General features: G+C 47.5%; 14 protein-coding genes and 2 pseudogenes. 3 read left to right on the top strand and 13 right to left on the bottom strand.

Annotated features, from left to right (window positions below; all coding sequences use genetic code 11):
• Positions 1-55 precede the first annotated feature (55 nt).
• On the top strand, positions 56-673 hold the full coding sequence (locus ACJHWR_RS20755) for a glutathione S-transferase family protein (protein ID WP_000598887.1): 618 nt from the start codon (positions 56-58) through the stop codon (positions 671-673).
• On the opposite strand, the pseudogene ACJHWR_RS20750 reads toward ACJHWR_RS20755, so the two are convergent.
• A pseudogene (locus tag ACJHWR_RS20750) lies at positions 674-1,723 on the bottom strand (membrane-associated sensor domain-containing protein).
• Positions 1,724-1,817: 94 nt separating this feature from the next.
• Complete coding sequence (locus ACJHWR_RS20745) at positions 1,818-3,794, bottom strand: alkyl/aryl-sulfatase (protein ID WP_001176575.1); 1,977 nt, start codon at positions 3,792-3,794, stop codon at positions 1,818-1,820.
• Between the two features lie 304 nt (positions 3,795-4,098).
• On the opposite strand from ACJHWR_RS20745, the gene pptA reads away from it, so the two are divergent.
• Positions 4,099-4,326 carry a tautomerase PptA gene (pptA, locus tag ACJHWR_RS20740; protein WP_001120146.1) on the top strand — a complete coding sequence of 76 codons (228 nt, stop codon included), beginning with the start codon at positions 4,099-4,101 and terminating at the stop codon, positions 4,324-4,326.
• A 3-nt stretch (positions 4,327-4,329) separates the two neighbouring features.
• Here the strand turns inward: pptA and ACJHWR_RS20735 are convergent, their stop codons facing one another.
• Positions 4,330-4,899 carry a flavin reductase family protein gene (locus ACJHWR_RS20735; protein ID WP_000085934.1) on the bottom strand — a complete coding sequence of 190 codons (570 nt, stop codon included), beginning with the start codon at positions 4,897-4,899 and terminating at the stop codon, positions 4,330-4,332.
• 174 nt (positions 4,900-5,073) lie between these two features.
• Between ACJHWR_RS20735 and nhoA the strand changes: the two genes are divergently transcribed.
• On the top strand, positions 5,074-5,919 hold the full coding sequence (nhoA, locus tag ACJHWR_RS20730; protein ID WP_000187886.1) for an N-hydroxyarylamine O-acetyltransferase: 846 nt from the start codon (positions 5,074-5,076) through the stop codon (positions 5,917-5,919).
• A 95-nt stretch (positions 5,920-6,014) separates the two neighbouring features.
• On the opposite strand, the gene ACJHWR_RS20725 is transcribed toward nhoA, so the two are convergent.
• The 10 genes and pseudogenes from ACJHWR_RS20725 to yddG form a co-directional block, all read right to left on the bottom strand.
• Positions 6,015-6,908: a PhzF family isomerase gene (locus ACJHWR_RS20725; RefSeq protein WP_000804420.1), complete on the bottom strand. Its 894-nt coding sequence runs from the start codon at positions 6,906-6,908 to the stop codon at positions 6,015-6,017.
• A gap of 79 nt (positions 6,909-6,987) precedes the next feature.
• Positions 6,988-7,668 carry a respiratory nitrate reductase subunit gamma gene (gene narI, locus ACJHWR_RS20720; RefSeq protein ID WP_000617121.1) on the bottom strand — a complete coding sequence of 227 codons (681 nt, stop codon included), beginning with the start codon at positions 7,666-7,668 and terminating at the stop codon, positions 6,988-6,990.
• Positions 7,665-8,360, bottom strand: coding sequence for a nitrate reductase molybdenum cofactor assembly chaperone (narW, locus tag ACJHWR_RS20715; RefSeq protein ID WP_001166367.1), 696 nt, complete (start codon positions 8,358-8,360; stop codon positions 7,665-7,667). The genes narI and narW overlap by 4 nt, the downstream gene beginning before the upstream one ends.
• Positions 8,360-9,904 carry a nitrate reductase subunit beta gene (gene narH / locus ACJHWR_RS20710; protein WP_000702551.1) on the bottom strand — a complete coding sequence of 515 codons (1,545 nt, stop codon included), beginning with the start codon at positions 9,902-9,904 and terminating at the stop codon, positions 8,360-8,362. The genes narW and narH overlap by 1 nt, the downstream gene beginning before the upstream one ends.
• Positions 9,901-13,641 (bottom strand): nitrate reductase Z subunit alpha, encoded by a 3,741-nt coding sequence (gene narZ / locus ACJHWR_RS20705; RefSeq protein WP_012311848.1) that lies wholly within the window; start codon positions 13,639-13,641, stop codon positions 9,901-9,903. Before narZ ends, narH begins: the two co-directional genes overlap by 4 nt.
• Before the next feature lie 94 nt (positions 13,642-13,735).
• Complete coding sequence (narU, locus tag ACJHWR_RS20700) at positions 13,736-15,124, bottom strand: nitrate/nitrite transporter NarU (protein ID WP_001207900.1); 1,389 nt, start codon at positions 15,122-15,124, stop codon at positions 13,736-13,738.
• 309 nt (positions 15,125-15,433) lie between these two features.
• Positions 15,434-16,690: a leucine-rich repeat domain-containing protein gene (locus tag ACJHWR_RS20695; RefSeq protein ID WP_000671670.1), complete on the bottom strand. Its 1,257-nt coding sequence runs from the start codon at positions 16,688-16,690 to the stop codon at positions 15,434-15,436.
• Between the two features lie 443 nt (positions 16,691-17,133).
• Positions 17,134-17,421: pseudogene (locus ACJHWR_RS20690) on the bottom strand (leucine Rich Repeat family protein); the annotation flags it as partial.
• 760 nt (positions 17,422-18,181) lie between these two features.
• Complete coding sequence (gene ompC / locus ACJHWR_RS20685; RefSeq protein ID WP_000768393.1) at positions 18,182-19,282, bottom strand: porin OmpC; 1,101 nt, start codon at positions 19,280-19,282, stop codon at positions 18,182-18,184.
• A gap of 257 nt (positions 19,283-19,539) precedes the next feature.
• Positions 19,540-20,421: an aromatic amino acid efflux DMT transporter YddG gene (gene yddG, locus ACJHWR_RS20680; RefSeq protein ID WP_000198203.1), complete on the bottom strand. Its 882-nt coding sequence runs from the start codon at positions 20,419-20,421 to the stop codon at positions 19,540-19,542.
• Positions 20,422-20,499: the final 78 nt, after the last annotated feature.

The following is a 20,499-nucleotide window of genomic DNA, read 5'->3' as shown; positions in this document are numbered from 1 at the left end:
CTGGTTAACCTGTGTACTGTCCTACACTTAATCTTTAAAAGATTGTGAGGGGCATATGATTAAGGTGTATGGCGTACCCGGCTGGGGCTCTACAATCAGTGAGCTGATGCTAACACTGGCTGATATTCCTTATCAGTTCGTTGATGTCAGTGGTTTTGACCGCGAGGGAACTTCACGCGAGTTATTGAAAACCCTGAACCCGTTGTGTCAGATTCCGACACTGGCGCTGGAAAATGACGAGATTATGACGGAGACAGCGGCGATTGCATTGATGGTTCTCGATCGTCGCCCGGACCTTGCGCCACCGCTTGGGCGCGTCGAACGTCAGCAGTTTCAACAGTTATTGGTCTGGCTGGTTGCTAATGTCTATCCAACATTCACTTTCGCCGATTACCCTGAGCGTTGGGCTCCTGACGCACCCGAACAGTTAAAGAATAATGTTATTGAATATCGTAAATCGCTTTATATCTGGCTGAATTCACAATTGACCGCTGAACCGTATGTGTTTGGAGAGCAACTAACGCTGGTGGACTGTTATCTCTGCACCATGCGCACATGGGGACCGGGACACGAATGGTTTCAGGATAATGCCCCGAACATCAATGCGATTGCTGATGCTGTATGTCAGATACCAAAGCTAAAAGGGATACTAAAGAGGAATGGAATCATTTAATTATTTTTCCCATCGATTTCGCCCACTTTCTTTCGCCCGGTATAACGCAGCGTCGGCATCTGAAATAATTTGTTCAGCCGTTTTTGCGGGAGCAGAACAGGTAATCCCCTGACTAACCGTAACGAATGCATTAACAGCAGATGCCTGATGCGGGATAGCTGCCAGTTTAAGTTCTTGCTTCACTCTGGCTGCTACCGTCTCTGCTTCCGGCAATGTTGCATTAAAAAGTATGATGACAAACTCTTCGCCACCATAACGGACAACAACATCCTCCGACTGGCGAGTTGAACGCTGTAGAGCGTCGGCAACTTGTATTAGACAACGATCCCCAGCAGGATGCCCGTAAGTGTCGTTGTAACGTTTAAAAAAATCGACATCCAGCATAATAAGAGCAAATGACCCGCCGTTATCTATCGCGTCGTGTAAGATACTGTTCATTGCACGTCGGTTTGCTATCCCAGTTAAAGGATCACGATGTGCTAATGCATCAAGGCGATTAATTAACTGGTTGTTATAACTGTTTTGTACCCATGCTTCTTCAAACCAACGTAACAAAATGAGTCGCCCACCATATAGCGCCAGTGAAAAAATACACCATACAACAGCAAAATGAATATTGATCTGTTGATTAAGCATAAGACTCGCTATTGGAGTGGTGAACCATAAGGGAATGACAAATGCGAGCAATGATGGGGTATGGAAATAAAGTGCGATAACGCCACTAAGCATTAATAATACACATAGTGGATAAGCAAACTGCAGCGTCCAGTACGCAATAAAGTGATAACTACACCATGATCATAGCAGGCTCAGGGCAACTAATAGCACCTGGATAGGTAATGTTTTTTGCCGAGGGATGAGTAGTAAACCACTGCAAATCAGCAGAATACCCGTTGCAGATATATCAATAGAATGTATAAGGCTTTTTTCATTTAACCAGGGTGGAGTAAGGTCATTAAACAGAACACGGCGCAGCAAAATTATCAATGCAAAACTGACATTGATAAAAGCAAACCATGGCAAACTAATCGTCATGCCGCGAATAACCATATCGCGGCGGGTTTTCCATGAGTGATGCGTTTTTCTTCGTTCAGCCATTTTTTAACCAAAAAAGGGCAGGATACCTGCCCGGTATGCAGTAAATTTATGGTGTCACTATATTGAACCAAAATTCAAAATTATCCATATAACCTAACAGCTCGTTGAGTTTTTCCGCATTGCCAGTAATTTTGACATCTTCTTTGGCCGTGGCTTCTTTCAGCGTCTCTTCTTTCAGTACAATTTTGTTCAATACATCACGAGACAGAGTGATAGTGGCATCAGCATCCGAAGCCTCTACACCAGCGGTATGATTGAGAACACCATTTTCAAGCTCCACTTTATAGGTGCCGCCATCTTCACCAAAATCGAAATTCAACACGGTTTTGGCATCTGCCGCTTTCTCACCATTAATATGGACGGCAAGATAATCAAAGAACATCTCCGGCGTCATCGCACGCACGGTGTCTGGGCTGGCAGTATTTGGTGTTGGTAATTTTTGTACGCCATTACGCAATTCCTGTGCGCCAGTGAGATAGAAATTACGCCACGGCCCAGATTCAGCCTGATAGCCTAACTGCTCAAGCGCATCAGCTTCCAGATTTCTCGCTGCCTGGTTGTTTGGATCGGTAAACACCACCTTACTAACAACTTGGGCAACCCAGCGGAAATTACCCTGGTCATAATCCTGTTTGGCTTTCTGTAAAATGGCATCAGCACCGCCCATATACTCGACGAATTTTTTTGCGCCTTCTTCTGGCGGCAGTTCATCAAGCGTCGCGGGGTTACCATCAAACCAGCCGAGATAAAGCACGTAAGTTGCTTTCACGTCATGACTTACCGAACCGTAATAGCCGCGATTCGCCCAGGTATTAGCCAGTGAAGAGGGCAGTTTAAAGTTTGCGGCAATTTCATCACGGGTCATCCCTTGATTTGCCATACGCAGAGTTTGATCATTGATGTAACGATACAAATCACGCTGGCTTTTAAGCAGTTTGACCACGTTATCGTTGCCCCAGGTTGGCCAGTGATGTTGAGCGAGAATAATCTCGGCTTTATCTCCCCATAAATTGAGAGCTTCGTTAATATATTTTGACCACGGCAGCGGTTGGCGAATTTTAGCCCCACGCAGCGAATAGGTGTTATGAAGGGTGTGCGTGACATCTTCAGCGGTTTCGATCAGTTTCTTTTCTTCAATAAACCACAGCATTTCAGAAGGCGCTTCAGAGCCTGGCGCCATCAAGAAATCATAGGTCAACCCGTCAATAGTTTCTTTTTGTCCGGTTTTGGTGATGTAGTTAGTAGGAGCAATCAACGTGACCGTTCCTGCTGAAGTGGTTGTTCCCAGTCCCGCGCCAACCTGGCCTTTAACATCAGGTTTCAATAAGTTGCCATACATATAACTGGCTCGTCGGCTCATCACATTGCCAGCCATAATATTTTCGGAAACGGCTTCCTCCAAAAATCCGGCTGGCGCGTAGATTTTAACTTTGCCTGATTTAACGTCAGCTTCATCAATTACGCCGCGAACACCACCGTAGTGATCGACATGACTGTGTGTGTAGATAACCGCTACTACCGGTTTTTTGTCGCGATTTTTGTAATAGAGATCCATACCCACTTTGGCTGTTTCTGCTGAAACAAGGGGATCAACGATGGTAATACCCTCTTTGCCTTCAATGATGGTCATATTTGATAGATCGAGATTGCGAATCTGATAGACACCTTCAGTTACTTCGAATAACCCGCTGATATTTATCAGTTGCGCCTGACGCCATAAACTTGGATTCACCGTATCAGGGGCTTTATCACCTTCTTTAATAAAAGCGTATTGTTGTGGATCCCAGATAACATTTCCTTTTTCGCCCTTAATCACGTCTTGAGGGATAGGGGCAACAAAACCTTTATGGGCATCAGTAAAGTCAGTGTTATCAGAAAACGGCAACTGGTTGTAGAGTAAATTGTTTGCTTGTTGCGTGGCTGCGGTGGCGTCTTTAGGGGCTTCCGCCGCGAGGAGTGGCAAAGAACTGGTGGTGAATAATCCCGTTATTAGCAGACTTTTAACAATATGATTAAGCTGCATCTTAAGCGTCTCCAGAATGGACTTTTATTGGGGGTAATTACGGATGAAAATTTTTGTGAGGGCAAGAATAACTATAATGGGCGTTAATAAATTGGCAAGCCGGGAACTTGATGTTTTCTTAATGGCATGTTGGCGAAGAATATATTCTGCAAGTTGACGTTTTTGTTGGCGCTTTATTTAAAAGGGTGTAGTACAAATCTGTACAAATTCAAGTAGGCATTATTGCCGTAAAAAAGCATCACCGGACACATAACATTCACAACGTGTGTTAATTTTACTGACATCTTTCAAAAGGAGCACAATCATGCCGCACATAGACATTAAATGTTTTCCACGTGAACTGGACGAACAACAAAAAGCAGCACTTGCTGCAGATATTACCGACGTTATTATTCGCCATCTGAACAGTAAAGACAGTTCGATAAGCATTGCTCTACAGCAGATTCAACCAGAATCATGGCAAGCTATCTGGGACACCGAAATTGCGCCCCAAATGGAGACGCTGATAAAGAAACCTGGTTACAGCATGTAATGCTTAACCTGCCGTAACACGCTTGCCGCTGGTAACAAACGTGCCAGCGCCTAAATGATGCAACGTATTGAGCTTATCATCATCAAACTGCCAGCGGCCTTCGACAAATACCCGTACGTCTGCCGCTGCAGATACCACTTCGCCAAATAGCGAATCGTATTTTTCTTGCGCGGAAGTTGCAGGTAGCAGGCGACACTCCATCCACGCCAGACATTTTTCCTCGACCAGCGGCAAACCAAGCACCGGGCCTTTCACAACCGGAATACCATAGCAATTAAACTTATCTTCATCACGCCCCGACACACTTCCCACCGCCCACGTCCAGTTAGTTGCTGCAACGCCCGGGATAACGATGCCAAATTTACCGTTACGTTCAATCAACTCCCTGGTCCATGTCGATTTATCTACCACAATCGCGACGCGTGGCGGTTCAAACTCCACCGGCATTGACCAGGCTGCAGCCATAATGTTACGCCGCTGGGATTGCTCATCGAAACTGGTGATCATGACAGTTGGGCCATGATTTAACAGACGGCTGGCATGGTGTAATTCGACGGGGATGAATCGGCTCACGGTATCGCCTCGCTAAGAAGGGTGTTTTAAAAGCGTAGCTCGTAACGCTATAAGTAACGAAATTAACGGGATTGGCGATTTGCGAACGTGATGCATGTCCGCGATCGCACAAAATAGCCGGTGCAGCGTCTATTCCAGGTTATAAGTTGAGAAAACCACTAAGGGAAACGCCTGATGACGCCCATTCTGAATCATTATTTTGCCCGTATTAACTGGTCGGGAGCTGCTGCGGCCAATATTGATACGCTGCGTGCATTGCACCTGAAACACAATTGCACCATTCCATTTGAAAACCTCGACGTTTTGCTGCCAAGGGAAATACAGCTTGATGATCAATCGCTGGAAGAGAAACTGGTGACAGCCCGTCGTGGCGGTTACTGTTTTGAGCAGAATGGCGTGTTTGAGCGTGTGTTACGCGAGCTGGGGTTTAACGTTCGCAGCTTGTTAGGGCGCGTAGTGTTATCAAATCCGCCAGCATTACCGCCGCGCACCCATCGTTTGTTGTTGGTGGAACTGGAAGGGGAAAAATGGATTGCTGATGTCGGTTTCGGTGGACAGACGCTAACCGCGCCGATTCGGTTAGTTCCCGAGCTCGTGCAGACCACGCCACACGGAGAGTATCGGTTGTTGCAGGAGGGTGATGATTGGGTGTTGCAGTTTAATCATCATCAGCACTGGCAGTCGATGTACCGTTTTGATCTCTGCGAGCAGCAACAAAGCGATTATGTGATGGGCAATTTCTGGTCGGCGCATTGGCCGCAGTCGCATTTTCGCCATCATTTGCTGATGTGCCGCCATTTACCGGACGGCGGCAAGCTGACACTGACCAATTTTCATTTTACCCATTATGAAAATGGGCACGCAGTTGAGCAGCGAAATCTACCAGATGTGGCGTCGTTATATGCCGTGATGCAGGAACAGTTTGGTCTGGGCGTAGATGATGCGAAACATGGCTTTACTGTGGATGAGTTAGCGCTGGTGATGGCGGCGTTTGATACGCACCCGGAGGCGGGAAAATAATTTATGTCAGGTTGCCGGATGTGGCGTAAATGCCTAATCCGGCATACATTAGTCCGGTTGTAGGCCTGATAAGCGAAGCGCATCAGGCAACGGTTTCAGAGTTTAATTGCCCATTCGGCATGAAACAAAATCACCGCCGTGCCAGAAATGGTGACTTTCTCCGGTTGGTTATCACGAATTGTCACCGTCACTTCAATCACGCCGTCACGCCCTAATGCGCGCCCCTGATGGCCTTTAACACGCAACACGTTGCCATCGTGTGGCAATACGTTGTGATGTACTAACCATGCACCCATCGGGCCATTGGCATTGCCAGTCACCGGATCTTCCACAATACCAATCGCAGGCGAGAACATGCGACCATCGGTTTCGTTTTTGCCTGGGCGGATCTGGAACGGGAAGAAACCATTGCAGCCAATCTGTTTGCTGATTGTGGTCAGCGCAGCAAGGTCAGGCGAAAGGGCGTCGATATCCACTTCCGGCTTCAGTGGAATCATCACTTTTGAGTGTCCTGTGGTAGCCACCTGGATTGGCAAGCCTTGCAAAATATCGTCTTCAGTGAGATGAAGCGCGTTGATAATCGCTGCACGTGTTTCACCTTCCAGCGGTGGTTCAAAGCCCGGCGTACCTTGCTCCAGCGAAATACGATAATCATCATTTTGCTTTTCGATAGTCACACGATGTTTTCCTGCCAGCGACGTTTGCCAGACGGTGCAATTTCCTAAACCTAACACCTTTGCACGTACATAGTGCGCAGCTACTGTCGCGTGACCACAAATCGGAACTTCAACCGTTGGCGTAAAGTAGCGGATGCGCACATCGCTGTCGTCGCTGTGCAGCAGAAAAGCAGTTTCCGAATGACCTAACTCGCGGGCGATAAGCTGCATTTGCGCTTCGCTAAGATTATCGGCGGGGAAAACAACACCGGCAGAATTGCCGCGAAACGGTTGAGAGGTAAAAGCATCGACGTGGTAAACCTGCGGTTTCATTAATGTTCTCCTGTGGCTGGAGAACTATCATAGCCTGCAAGTGGCCGGAGAGCGAAGAGCTATCCGGCCCGCGAGAGAATTAACGCCGCGAACGCACAATCTGATACCGACGAGTAAAGTACTCAAACGGCGCGCTCCAGACATGCACCAGTCGGGTGAACGGGAAGAGCAGAAAGATGGTCATTCCAAGCACCAGATGAACGCGGAATATAAAGGCGACACCATCAAGATGCGTAGATGCACCGCCCTGGAAAGTGACAATGCTTTGCGCCCAGCCCACCAGCTTCATCATTTCACTGCCGTCCGGATGTTGTGCTGAAAAAGGAATGGTGGTTAACCCAAGAATGCACTGAATTAACAAAATGGCGAGGATCAGGATATCCGCACCAGAAGACGTCGCCCTGATACGCGGATTTGTTAAACGACGCACCAGTAGCCCCGCACCGCCAATCAGCGTCAATACCCCGCATATTCCGCCGAGGATCATCGCCATCTGCTGTTTTACCGCCACCGGCAGAAACCACGCGTACATCCAGTGCGGTGTTAACATGCCGAACAGGTGCCCGAAGAAAATCCCCAAAATGCCAATATGGAACAGATTCGACCATATCACCATCCCGCGTTTATCGAGCATTTGACTTGAGGAGGCGCGCCAGGTGTACTGCCCGTAGTCATAGCGCAGCCAGCTGCCAAGGAAAAACACCGTCGCACAAATGTACGGGTAGATATCGTAAAAAAAGACGTTCAGATACTGAATCATTTCCCACCTCCCGCACTGATGTCGACATATTGCGGCGCGACATCCTGGCTAAAGCGTCGCTGATATTGATTAAGCGGCGAGCTGTCACACGCCGTGGCGTTATCTTCAATAAACTTCACCTGTTCCTCTTCCCACACCGCATCCAGTGCCTGGCGGGTGTCATCGCGCTCCTCACTGTTCACCTGTTTTGTGACACTGTCACTTGAAAGTGTACTTCCTGCCAGTTGCAACAGGGTGTCAAATAACGCGTACCACGGTGCCTCGCGTTGTTTTAAGCGTCCGCCAAGCAGGGCGAGGATCGGCGCAACGTTGAGCAAGCCTTCTTTCGCCTGATCGTCCGGCAGTACGCTTAAGTACTCCAGATACAGCGGTAGATAATCGGGCAGTTCTCGACAATCCAACTGCAGGCCGACCTTTTCATACTCCGCCAGCAGGTCCACCATTGCCTGGCCGCGATCGCGGGACTCGGCATGAACATGTTCGAACAGCAGCAGCGATGTGGTACGTCCACGGTCAAACACTTCGCACCATTCGGCCTGTTTATCCAGCAGCGGCGCGTTAAGCAGGTTGCGGGTAAAATCCGTAAGCATCGGTGCGTCGCGGCGGATCAACGCCAGCGCGTCCTCCTTACATTCCCACAACAGCTCGTCCGGATACTCCATCAACAGGCCGATCACTTTGAGGATCTGCATTATTCGCCCTCCGCTTTGTCGCGCACTTCGGTGATGTTGATGGCATCGATACGGCTACTGTTGAACAGGTTGAATTTGCTGTCCGAGCCGTGGCAACCGTCGCCAAAGGTAAAACCGCAGCCGTTGCGTTCTGCGAAGGCATCGCCCGCCATTTCCCGATGGCTTGTCGGGATGACAAAACGGTCTTCATAGTTGGCAATGGCGAGGTAACGATACATCTCTTCGACCTGGGCGACGCTCAGACCTACTTCGTCGATGGCACGAGTATCAGTAACGCCTTCCACGGTTTGTGAACGCATATAGTGGCGCATCGCCATCATCCGTTTCAGCGCCCGCAGTACCGGACCGGTATCACCGGCACTCAACATATTGGCGAGATATTGCACCGGAATACGCAGGCTTTCGATGGCGGGCAGCACGCCTTCGCTTTTCGGCAAACCTCCCGCATCAGCGTAGGACTGAATCGGTGACAGCGGCGGAACGTACCAGACCATCGGCAGGGTGCGGTATTCAGGGTGCAGCGGTAGCGCCAGTTTCCAGTCCATTGCCATTTTGTAGACTGGCGAACGCTGGGCAGCGTCAATCACGTTTTGTGGAATACCTTGTTTCAGGGCTTCCTCGATCACCGAGGGATCGTGCGGATCGAGGAACACTTCGCACTGGCGTTCATAGAGGTCAACTTCGCGCTCGGTGCTCGCCGCTTCCTCGATGCGGTCGGCGTCGTAAAGCAGCACGCCCAGATATCGGATGCGACCCACGCAGGTTTCTGAGCACACGGTGGGTTGGCCTGACTCAATTCGTGGGTAACAGAAGATGCATTTTTCTGACTTGCCGCTTTTCCAGTTGAAGTAGATTTTTTTGTACGGACAACCGCTAATGCACAAACGCCAGCCACGGCATTTATCCTGATCAATCAGCACAATGCCGTCTTCTTCACGTTTGTAGATAGCACCGCTTGGGCAGGTCGCCACGCAGCTGGGATTGAGGCAGTGTTCGCACAGGCGCGGCAGGTACATCATGAACGTGTTTTCAAACTGCCCGTACATCTCCTTTTGCATGGCCTCGAAGTTGCGGTCGCGGGCGCGTTTTTCAAATTCGCCGCCCAACAATTCTTCCCAGTTTGGCCCCCAGATCACTTTGTCCATCCGTTTGCCGTCAATCAGTGAACGCGGGCGCGCAGTAGGAATATGTTTACCTTCTGGCGCGCTATGCAAATGTTCGTAGTCGAAGGTGAAAGGTTCGTAGTAATCATCAATCTGCGGCACCACCGGGTTGGCGAAGATTTTGGTAATCACGCCCATCTTGCTGCCCAGACGCGGGCGGATCTTGCCATTCACATCACGCACCCAGCCGCCTTGCCACTCTTCCTGATCTTCCCAGTTTTTCGGATAACCAATGCCCGGTTTGGTTTCGACGTTGTTAAACCATGCGTACTCCATGCCTTCGCGTCCGGTCCAGACGTTTTTACAGGTCACCGAACAGGTATGGCAGCCGATACATTTATCGAGGTTAAGCACCATGCCGACTTGCGAACGTATTTTCATTTTTTCGCCTCCTGAACCTGATCGCGACCTTCATCATCCAGCCAGTTAACGTTCTTCATCTTGCGGATCATGATGAATTCGTCGCGGTTCGAGCCGACGGTGCCGTAGTAGTTAAAGCCCCAGGCCAGCTGCGCGTAACCGCCAATCATATGCGTTGGTTTCGGACAAACGCGGGTGACCGAGTTATGAATGCCGCCGCGCATGCCAGTTACTTCCGAACCAGGAATATTCATAATGCGTTCCTGGGCGTGATACATCATGGTCATACCCGGCGGTACACGTTGGCTGACCACCGCGCGGGCAGTCAGCGCGCCGTTGGCGTTAAACACTTCCACCCAGTCGTTATCGACAATGGTCAGTTCACGGGCATCGGTTTCGCTGATCCAGACAATTGGTCCACCGCGAGAGAGCGTCAGCATTAGCAGGTTTTCACTGTAGGTTGAGTGAATGCCCCATTTCTGGTGCGGCGTCAGGAAGTTAAGTGCTTTTTCCGGGAAGCCGTTTGGCGGTATCTGGCGCATTTCACTGACGCTACGGGTGTCGATAGGCGGGCGATAAGCCACCAGGCTTTCACCAAAAGCACGCATCCACGGATGATCCTGATAGAGCTGCTGGCGTCCCGACAGCGTGCGCCACGGAATTAACTCATGAACGTTGGTGTATCCCGCGTTATAGGAAACGTGATCGCTTTCCAGACCGGACCATGTGGGGCTGGAGATAATTTTACGTGGCTGCGCCTGAATATCGCGAAAGCGAATCTTCTCGTCCTCTTTGTGCAGCGCCAGATGGGTATGTTCGCGTCCGGTGATCTCGCCCAGCGCCTGCCACGCTTTGACTGCAACATGACCGTTGGTTTCCGGTGCCAGCGCCAGAATCACTTCTGATGCGTCAATGGCGGTGTCAATCAGCGGACGCCCCTGTGCCGGGCCTTCACGCTTGGTGTAGTTGAGTTTGCCGAGGAAATCGATTTCATCCTGGGTATTCCACGAAATCCCTTTACCGCCGTTGCCAAGTTTGTCCATCAATGGCCCGAGCGAGGTAAAGCGTTCATAGGTAGCAGGGTAGTCGCGTTCCACCGCCACAATATTGGGCGCGGTTTTACCCGGGATCAGATCGCATTCGCCTTTGCGCCAGTCGAGCACTTCACACGGCTGGGAGAGTTCTGCCGGAGAGTCATGTAGCAGTGGTTGTAATACCACGTCGGTTTCTTTGCCAAGATGACCCACGCACAGTTGCGAAAATGCTTTGGCGATACCTTTGTAGATTTCCCAGTCGCTGCGTGATTCCCACGCCGGATCGACCGCCGCAGAAAGCGGATGAATAAACGGATGCATATCCGAGGTGTTCATATCGTCTTTTTCGTACCAGGTGGCGGTGGGCAGAACGATATCGGAGAACAGGCAGGTACTGGACATACGGAAGTCGAGCGTCACCAGCAGGTCGAGCTTGCCTTCAATCGCCGCAGTTTGCCACTCGACTTCTTCCGGTTTGATCCCGTCGCTGGCACCGAGTTCCTCGCCCTGAATCCCGCTTTCGGTCCCCAGCAGATACTTCTGCATATACTCGTGGCCTTTGCCGGAGGAACCAAGCAGGTTAGAACGCCAGACAAACAAATTACGCGGATGATTGCTGCCGCTATCGGGTTGTTCGCAGGCCATACGTAAATCGCCCGATTTCAACGCCTGGGCGGTGAATTCTGTGGGAGATAATCCGGCCTTGTCGGCTTCAGCTTTAATCCCGAGCGGATTACGCCCCAACTGCGGCGCAGAAGGTAGCCAGCCCATACGTTCGGCGCGAACGTTGAAATCAATCAGATGACCGCTGTACTTACTGGCATCGGCAAGCGGTGAAAGTAACTCCTGAGCAGAGACTTTTTCATAGCGCCATTGGCTGGAATGATTGTAGAAAAACGAGGTGCTGTTCATCTGGCGCGGTGGTCGGTTCCAGTCGAGCGCAAAGGCCAGAGGCAGCCAGCCGGTTTGCGGGCGCAGTTTTTCCTGACCGACATAGTGTGCCCAGCCGCCACCGCTTTGCCCGACACAACCGCAGAAGATCAGCATGTTGATCATCCCACGGTAGTTCATGTCCATGTGATACCAATGGTTGACGCCAGCACCGAGGATAATCATCGAACGCCCATGCGTTTTATGGGCGGTATCGGCAAATTCACGGGCGATGGTTTCAATATACTGGCGCGGCACGCCGGTAATTTGCTCACCCCAGGCTGGGGTGTACGGTTTGATTTCAGCGTAATCTTTCGCGCTGTTTTCATCTTCCAGCCCGCGATCGAGGCCATAATTCGCCAGTACCAAATCATAAACGCTGACGACCGGACAGGTGTTGCCATCGGCTAATGTCAGGTTTTTAACGGGCAATTGGCGCACCAGGACCGGATTGTGTTTTACGCGGCGAAAATGCGGATTTTCAATGCCGCCAAAGTAGGGGAAGGCCACGCCTGCAACGGCATCATGTTGACCGAGCAGAGTTAACGACAATTCGGTTTCCGTACCGGCGGCAATGGATTCCAGATTCCATTTGCCTTTTTCTCCCCAGCGAAAACCAATCGAACCGTTCGGCACCACCAGTTCACCTGCGGTATTAACTGCCACGGTTTTCCACTGCGGATTATTGCTTTCGCCCAGTCCATCCACCAGGTCAGATGCGCGGACCATGCGCCCGGGAACGTAGCTGCCGTCGTCGCGAGGTTCCAGCATTACCAGCATCGGCATGTCGCTGTAGCGGCGGCAGTAGTTGATAAAGTAGTCGCTGGGATTATCGAGATGAAACTCTTTTAAAATGACATGGCCCATTGCCATTGCCAGGGCACTATCAGTGCCTTGTTTCGGTGCCAGCCACTGGTCGCACAATTTGGCCACTTCAGAGTAGTCAGGGGTAATGGCGATGGTTTTAGTGCCTTTGTAGCGTACTTCGGTAAAGAAATGGGCGTCCGGCGTACGTGTCTGCGGTACGTTAGACCCCCAGGCGATGATGTAACTGGAGTTATACCAGTCGGCAGATTCCGGTACGTCGGTTTGCTCGCCCCAGGTCATCGGCGAGGCGGGCGGCAGGTCGCAATACCAGTCGTAGAAGCTTAAACAGGTGCCACCTAACAGCGACAGATAACGTGTTCCGGCGGCGTAAGAAACCATCGACATCGCCGGGATCGGCGAGAAACCGGCAACGCGATCCGGGCCGTAAGTTTTGATGGTCCAGACGTTAGCAGCGGCAATCAGCTGGTTTAGCTCCTGCCAGTTGGAGCGGATAAAGCCGCCGCGTCCACGTACTTGTTTGTAGCTCAGGCACTTTTGCGGATCGTTCATAATTGATGCCCACGCCAGTACCGGATCGCTGTGTTGCTTGAGGGCTTCGCGCCACAGTTCAATCAGTCGTTTACGAATGAGCGGGTATTTCAGGCGGTTAGCGCTGTAGAGATACCAGGAGTAACTTGCGCCACGCGGGCAGCCGCGAGGTTCGTGATTTGGCAGGTCAGGGCGAGTGCGCGGGTAGTCGGTCTGTTGGATTTCCCAGGTCACCAGACCATTTTTAACGTAGATTTTCCAGCTACAGGAGCCTGTACAGTTAACACCGTGGGTGGAACGCACGATTTTGTCGAACTGCCAACGCTGGCGATAGCTGTCCTCCCAGTCGCGGTTGCTATGCATCACCTGTCCGTGACCATCGGCAAAGGTATCGCCCTTTTGTTTGAAGTAGCGAAAGCGATCCAAAAGTTTACTCATGACATAACTCCTGCTCCAGGAATGAATTGGGATCTGATGCTTTGTCGGGTGCGACACGGTTGTAGCCTGATAAGACGTGTCAGGCATCGATCTCTTATTTTTGGCTGAACTTCCGCCGACCATAAACCAGCCAGGTCAGCAGCACACAAACGATGTAGAAGATTAAAAACACTTTCATCGCGCCCACCGGAGAGCCGGTCATATTGAGCGACATGCCAAACGCCTGCGGAATAAAAAAGCCGCCCACTGCGCCAATGGCTGAGATAAAGCCCAGAGCGGCTGCCGTTTCGGTGACGGCTTCTCTTTGAGCTTGCTCATCACTACCGCCTTTCATCTTCACCCGATAAATGGTTATCTGGCGAAAGATGACGGCGATCATCTGGAAAGTAGAACCACTTCCCAGACCCGCGGTCAGAAACAGCCCCATAAATACGGCGTAAAATGCGATGAAATTACCGGAGCCTGTGCCCGGTAAGGTAAGGAACAGCAGGGCGCTGAAAATCGCCATAAAAATGAAGTTGATCAACGTCACCCGCACGCCGCCGAATTTATCGGAAATAGCACCACCAAGCGATCGCGCGATGGCACCGATAAATGGGCCAAAGAACGCCAGGCGCAGAATATTCACATCCGGGAACTGAGTTTTCGCCAGCATGGCAAAACCCGCAGAAAAACCGATAAACGAACCGAAGGTGGCAAGGTAAAGCAGGCTCAGCAGCCAGAGATGCAGGCGTTGTAACACTGGCAGCTGGTCGGCAATTGACGCGCGTGAACTGGCGATATCATTCATCCCTGACCAGGCGGCGATCGTGGCAATCGCCAGTAATGGCACCCAAATCCATGCGGCATTCGCCAGCGACATTACCGAACCGTCGGCCTGCGGTACGCCATTGACGCCGAGAAAGGCAAATACGGGTACAAAAATGACCAGCGGTGCAACCAGCTGCATCACACTTACACCTAAGTTTCCTAATCCGCCATTAATCCCAAGTGCGCTCCCTTGTTTGGCTTTTGGGAAGAAGAAACTGATATTGCCCATGCTCGAAGCAAAGTTCGCACCTGCAAAACCGCATAGCAAAGCGATAACGATAAATATCCCAAAAGGAGTATTCGGATTCTGCACGGCAATTCCGAGCCAGACGCAAGGAATAATCAGGATTGCAGTACTAAAAACCGTCCATCGGCGTCCACCGAATATAGGCACCATAAAGGAGTAGGGGACACGCAATAATGCGCCAGAAACGGAGGGTAATGCGGTTAATAAAAAGAGTTGATCGGTAGTGAAATTAAAACCGATTTTATTGAGATTAACAGTAACTGCGCTAAATAGCATCCAGACACAGAAGGCAAGAAGTAGACAACTGACTGATATCCAGAGGTTTCTTCGTGCAATATGTTTTCCTTTATTTTCCCAGAAGGCCGGATTTTCTGGTTTCCAGTCGCGTAAAAGATAACGACTATTTTTCTCATTTTGCAGTGCCATATTGTTCCTCACATGCACACATTGGTAATGAAAAAAAGACAAAACAGGAGGTAAGGCGCAATAGCCAGTTATTAGAATTAAGGATGAATCAGGTGAAGTGCTGATTAGAAGAATAGATAAGAAAGCGTAACTGCGGGGGCAGAATGTGGATTAGACAGACAGATATGTGTTACTAAATGTAACCATTAAACGGGGGTTAATCTTTGAACGTATGTCATGTTTCAACCCTTCAGATCGTGAATCTAAAGGGTTGCATATTAACTATATTCTCAACAAGACCAGACACTTATAGAATTAGTGATGATTTATTCACTGAAAAGGCCATGAGCTGGAGGAAAACGATCTGCCCAGAAAGTCTATCGGTTCCTCTCTTATCGCCTCATTGTAATAATCGTTATTACAGTAAGTATTGTTTATTTCATCTAATGTCATATTTTTAATTTTTATATTCATCTGATTTACAACTTCTTCTGTTTTATAAGTGTGTATATTATATGGGGTATATGCTTCTTTAATAGTATAGTGAAACAATTCGTTATCCACATCTACTCCGTCAGAGTGAACTTCAAATGCACCAGGCGAAAGAATTGCCAGGCCAGTATTAAGCTTAAGTGCTGGGGAAAATAAATTAAATAACATGAGCTGCATAGTAGGGCAATTGTTCTTCCCAGAAACATTTAAAAAATTTAAGTTTTTGCTCTGTTTTATTATGGGGAATAAAGTTCCAATATCGGATGTATTCTTAGTGTCAATGCGGGTTATTTTATTATTGTCCAGCCTTAAACTTTTGATAGATGAAAGATAAGTCAGGAAATGAAGGTTTATTTTTTCCAACTGATTGTTCGCAGCGTTTAATGTCTGAACATTGCAGAAGTTGCTAAAGAATATTTTAATTTCAGAAAGCAAGTTGTTGTTGATAAGTAACGTATTCAAGTTGGGGAATAAGGCATTATGTAAACTTGTTAGTTTATTATGGGATAGATCCAGTAGTAAAAGTTCATCTTTATTTTCTGCCACAATATCAGTTAATTGATTGTGGCTGAGATTCAGGTACTGCAGCCTTTCGCAACATTCTAATTGCACAAACTCTAGTTGATTATGTGCCGCACTAAAATAAGTAATTGATGAAAGCCGATCTATATCAATATTTCTGAGAGAATTATTATTCATAGATATATGTGTAATGCTTACATTTCTACCTTGAGGAAAATTTATTGACTCAAGAGCATTACTATTCAGACTAAGCTTTACGAGTCTATCGTAGGTGGTTGTATCAAAATGTGTGAGTTGGTTATTATCAAGATTGATAGAGGTGAAGTTTTGCAGCCCTGGTGGTTGGGTAGTTAAATTAAGTCCTGATAAATCAATATCATTCTGTTTCGACAAAAAAGCACAATTTATCCTTTTAGCGGCTTCGTTTCGGCATTCCGGACGATGGATTTCACCTGTAAGTATGCGTTCTGCTTTCCATTGATTTAATTCGAGCATCCAGTTAAGTTCATTTTTTTCTGGATGTTGCTGTATGGATTGTGGATTTATTTTATTAAATATTAAAGGGAATTTCATAACTGCTCCGTAGTAATGCTTTATTTTAATGATTTATTACCCTTGATAAATCAGGATGTGTTTTATAACTCTGTTGTAAAGGATTGGCTTAACCAATTATTGGATGTTGGACCAAAACCTAAGGAAGGTTTATCCTCATTATGAATATAATAACAGACGGGTGTGCCCGTTGGGTCCTTTAGCCCCGAGTGTGAGGGTAGAGAAGAGGAATTTGACTTATAGTCACCAACCCCGTACATGCGACGCATAGGCAGAATAGCTTTTAGTTCTGCGTCAGAAAATATTGTTTCTTCTTCTATTAAGGCGTACTCTCTGGAATAATATTTTGATCTATAACGAATAGACATTGAGTCATTTTCTTTTATATGATTTCCTTCGGAATTCTCGCTTACTTCTACAAGATGTTCATCGCTGGTATCGATATTTGTGATTGCCAGGTTATAAGATAAATCAATGGTCACTTCATTAGTGTCATCAATTATATTTCTTACTGCAGTCCAGTACTGCATTTGGGCAAGTGGATCATTGTTGATGCCGTTAACTAATACATGCCAAAGATGTTTTGATGATATTAATTGATCAATGTCATCTGTTGGCAATAAATTGTTATTGCTTAAGTTTAAATATTCCAGTTTTGTAGTGGTTTTCGCGTTTAAATGTGCAATATGGTTGTCGTTTAAAGTGATTTTCTCCACTATGGGGTGATTGTGTAATATAAGGTCATTGATCATGTTGTGATGGGCACTTAACTCAATCAGAGATTCTTGCCGGGAGAGATCCAGCGATGCTAGTTTGTTATAATCAAGATTAAGAAATTTCAGTTTATAACTATCAGAAATATTAATTTTTGTCAGGTTGTTATTTTGCGCTTCCAGGTTAACCAATGAAAGCTGATTTTTTAAATCCAAATTTTCCAGATTATTGTGATCAATATAAATATTTTCCAGTTTTGATTGATTTGGAAAGGTTATCGTTTTAATTTTATTAAAGCTGAGGTTGATATTGACGAGGCTGGCATTGTCAGTAAAGTCAAGACAAGTGAGACAATTGTTTTCCAGATTTAACGTGTTAACTGTCGAGGGGATAGGGGGTAACTCACTCAAATCAAGATATGACAAATCAAGAGATGCCATGTTCGAATTGTAAGCTTCTTTAATTCGCTCCACGGCAATTGCTCTTTCTTCACCATTATTAAGCGACTTATTACCCCATTGTGCCAGTCGTTCACAAAAATTGCTGGAGATGGTTTCTTTGTTAGGTAATGCGTTATTTAATTGATAACTGGCATTATTTTTTACACAAGCTGTATTAATATTGGTCATAATCACTCATCAATAAATATTATAGTAAGATGTCCCCGGAGGGTATGGAATAATATTAATTGAGGTGAATGACCAGATATATCAAAAATTGCTCATTTTTACTTAAGGAGTCATACAGCAGCACTTAAATCAAAAACCAGCCCAGAGAAGGGCTGGTCAGGAGAGGATGTTAGAACTGATAGGTAATTCCCGTTGCGACGATGTTATCGGTGCGAATATCTACGGCACGGGTAAAGTCGCTTTCATCAATCAGGTTGATTTTATAATCAACATAGGTCGACATATTTTTGTTGAAGAAATACGTCGCACCAACGTCGATATACTCAATCATGTCCTGGTCGCCGTAGCGGCCCAGATCTCTGCCTTTCGATTTCAGGTAAGCGAGTGATGGGCGCAAGCCGAAGTCGAATTGATATTGTGCCACTACTTCAAAACTTTGTGCTTTGTTAGAGATATAACCATCGCCATAGGTGGTCATGTTTAATGTTTCAGCGTAATTAGCTGCAAAGTAGATGTTGTTGGCATCATATTTTATACCTGTAGCCCACAGTTCTGCATTCTTACCGGAGGCATTGAGAGGATTAGCAGCGGCTCTTTCCTGCGCATTTGTCCGATCGGATTTGGTATACACCGCACCGATACCAAAGCCATCATAAACATAAGTTGAGGAGATACCGAAACCGTCACCATTGGCACGCGTGTAGTCAGCACCATAAAGATGACCATTGTCAGTGCGTTCATTTTTGCCTTGATATTGCGCGGCAAAGTTCAGACCTTCAATTAAGCCGAAGAAATCGTAGTTGCGATAGGTTGCCACACCGGTAGTACGGTATGTCATGAAGACATCTTTCTGACTCCAGGTATCGCCACCAAATTCTGGCAACATATCGGTCCATGAACCAATGTCATAGCCGACACCGTAGTTACGACCATAGTCCAGAGAGCCAAATTCACTAATTTTTAAACCTGCATAGGCCAGACGGGTCTTGTTACCGCGCGAGCCGTTGGCTTCATCGTTATAGCCTTTAAAATCATATTCCCAGTGACCAAAACCAATCATTTGATCATTGATTTGCGTTTCTCCTTTAAAGCCGAGACGGGCATAAGTTTTATCACCATCGTCACGCTTATCATCAGTAAAATAACGTAGAGCGGTAACCTTGCCATAAAGGTCGAGTTTATTACCATCCTTGTTATAGACTTCGGCAGCGTGTGCTACGTTCGCAGCTAACAAACCAGTTACAACCACCGCAACTATTTTTAATTTCATTTAACAGAATCCTTTTAATTATCGTTAAACGTATTTTCTAAACGAATTTTAAACGACGTCATTTATAAATGACATACTGTTTTTAAAATGGAATGGTGATTAAACACAATGAGAAAAATAGATGAAATAATATTATTTATCGATATGTGATCGAAGTCGAAATGAAATATAAGGTGAACTACTGGTATTTGAAATTTATTTTTTATATTGTCGGAATTTATCTGATTAACTGCCGGGCCGTAGACCCGACAATTATTTTAGCCACGACGTGTCGCCAGCCAGCAGAGCAGGGAACCGCCGCAGACCATTAGCGCGCCTTGCCAGAACGAGAACGACAGCGGGGCGCTGAGCAGCACGGCTGCAAGCGCTGAGGAAAGGACGGGCGTAAAATACGAACCTACCGCCATAATGGTGACGTTGCCATGTAATATACCGACGTTCCATGCAGCATAAGCAAATCCTAAGGTAAATGCCGCAGAGATGAGTTTAATCATGACTGGCGTGCTAAATACCATTTCTGGTTGTGGCGTGAGAAAATAGTAAACCCACAGACTTGCTCCCGTTAGCAGGACAAAAACGGTAATTCCGTTAAATCCGCGTGCGTATTTATTCGTTACTGTGCAATAGGCTGCCCAGATAAACGCACCAATAAACGCCAGGAAATAACTCAATGGGCTGGTGGTGATATTATTGATGATTTCATCATAATGTAACCCATTGTCACCACCTAACACCCAGCAGACGCCAACCAGGGCTAATAATAATCCTGGTACAATCAGCCAGTTGGTTTTCTGACCATTAAACAGAATGGCAAAGAGAATTGTCAGGCTGGGCCACAGATAGTTCACCATACCCACTTCAATCGCCTGATGACGGGTCGCCGCATATCCTAAGGAAAGCGCCAGACAGATTTCATAGCTGACGAATAACAGACACCCGGCGAGTAAATAGCCTTTCGGGATCTGCCGAATACGCGGAAATCCAACCGTGAAGATTAACAGCAGCCCGCTTAATGAATAGATAGCAGCTGCGCCGCCGACCGGGCCGAGCCCCTCACTGACACCGCGAATCAATCCTACCATCGTGCTCCACAGGACGATCGCTATTAGCCCTATGAGCGTTGCTTTTTGTCGTGTCATGCTCGCTGTTTTGTCTCTCTAGCCGTTAAAAATTAAGCTGAATTTTATAGCATTTTTTTAACTGGCCTGTCAGGCAGT

The sequence above is a fragment of the Escherichia sp. WS568 genome, from assembly GCF_046486085.1.
GTDB lineage: Bacteria > Pseudomonadota > Gammaproteobacteria > Enterobacterales > Enterobacteriaceae > Escherichia > Escherichia coli.
This window is presented reverse-complemented; position numbering and strand designations above follow the sequence as displayed.

What these genes read in the sequence shown, in the direction of transcription:
- ACJHWR_RS20755 (WP_000598887.1), top strand. Translation starts at nt 56, where the DNA reads ATGATTAAGGTGTATGGCGTACCCGGCTGGGGCTCTACAATCAGTGAG.
- ACJHWR_RS20745 (WP_001176575.1), bottom strand. Translation starts at nt 3,794, where the DNA reads ATGCAGCTTAATCATATTGTTAAAAGTCTGCTAATAACGGGATTATTC.
- pptA (WP_001120146.1), top strand. Translation starts at nt 4,099, where the DNA reads ATGCCGCACATAGACATTAAATGTTTTCCACGTGAACTGGACGAACAA.
- nhoA (WP_000187886.1), top strand. Translation starts at nt 5,074, where the DNA reads ATGACGCCCATTCTGAATCATTATTTTGCCCGTATTAACTGGTCGGGA.
- ACJHWR_RS20725 (WP_000804420.1), bottom strand. Translation starts at nt 6,908, where the DNA reads ATGAAACCGCAGGTTTACCACGTCGATGCTTTTACCTCTCAACCGTTT.
- narI (WP_000617121.1), bottom strand. Translation starts at nt 7,668, where the DNA reads ATGATTCAGTATCTGAACGTCTTTTTTTACGATATCTACCCGTACATT.
- narW (WP_001166367.1), bottom strand. Translation starts at nt 8,360, where the DNA reads ATGCAGATCCTCAAAGTGATCGGCCTGTTGATGGAGTATCCGGACGAG.
- narH (WP_000702551.1), bottom strand. Translation starts at nt 9,904, where the DNA reads ATGAAAATACGTTCGCAAGTCGGCATGGTGCTTAACCTCGATAAATGT.
- narZ (WP_012311848.1), bottom strand. Translation starts at nt 13,641, where the DNA reads ATGAGTAAACTTTTGGATCGCTTTCGCTACTTCAAACAAAAGGGCGAT.
- narU (WP_001207900.1), bottom strand. Translation starts at nt 15,124, where the DNA reads ATGGCACTGCAAAATGAGAAAAATAGTCGTTATCTTTTACGCGACTGG.
- ACJHWR_RS20695 (WP_000671670.1), bottom strand. Translation starts at nt 16,690, where the DNA reads ATGAAATTCCCTTTAATATTTAATAAAATAAATCCACAATCCATACAG.
- ompC (WP_000768393.1), bottom strand. Translation starts at nt 19,282, where the DNA reads ATGAAATTAAAAATAGTTGCGGTGGTTGTAACTGGTTTGTTAGCTGCG.
- yddG (WP_000198203.1), bottom strand. Translation starts at nt 20,421, where the DNA reads ATGACACGACAAAAAGCAACGCTCATAGGGCTAATAGCGATCGTCCTG.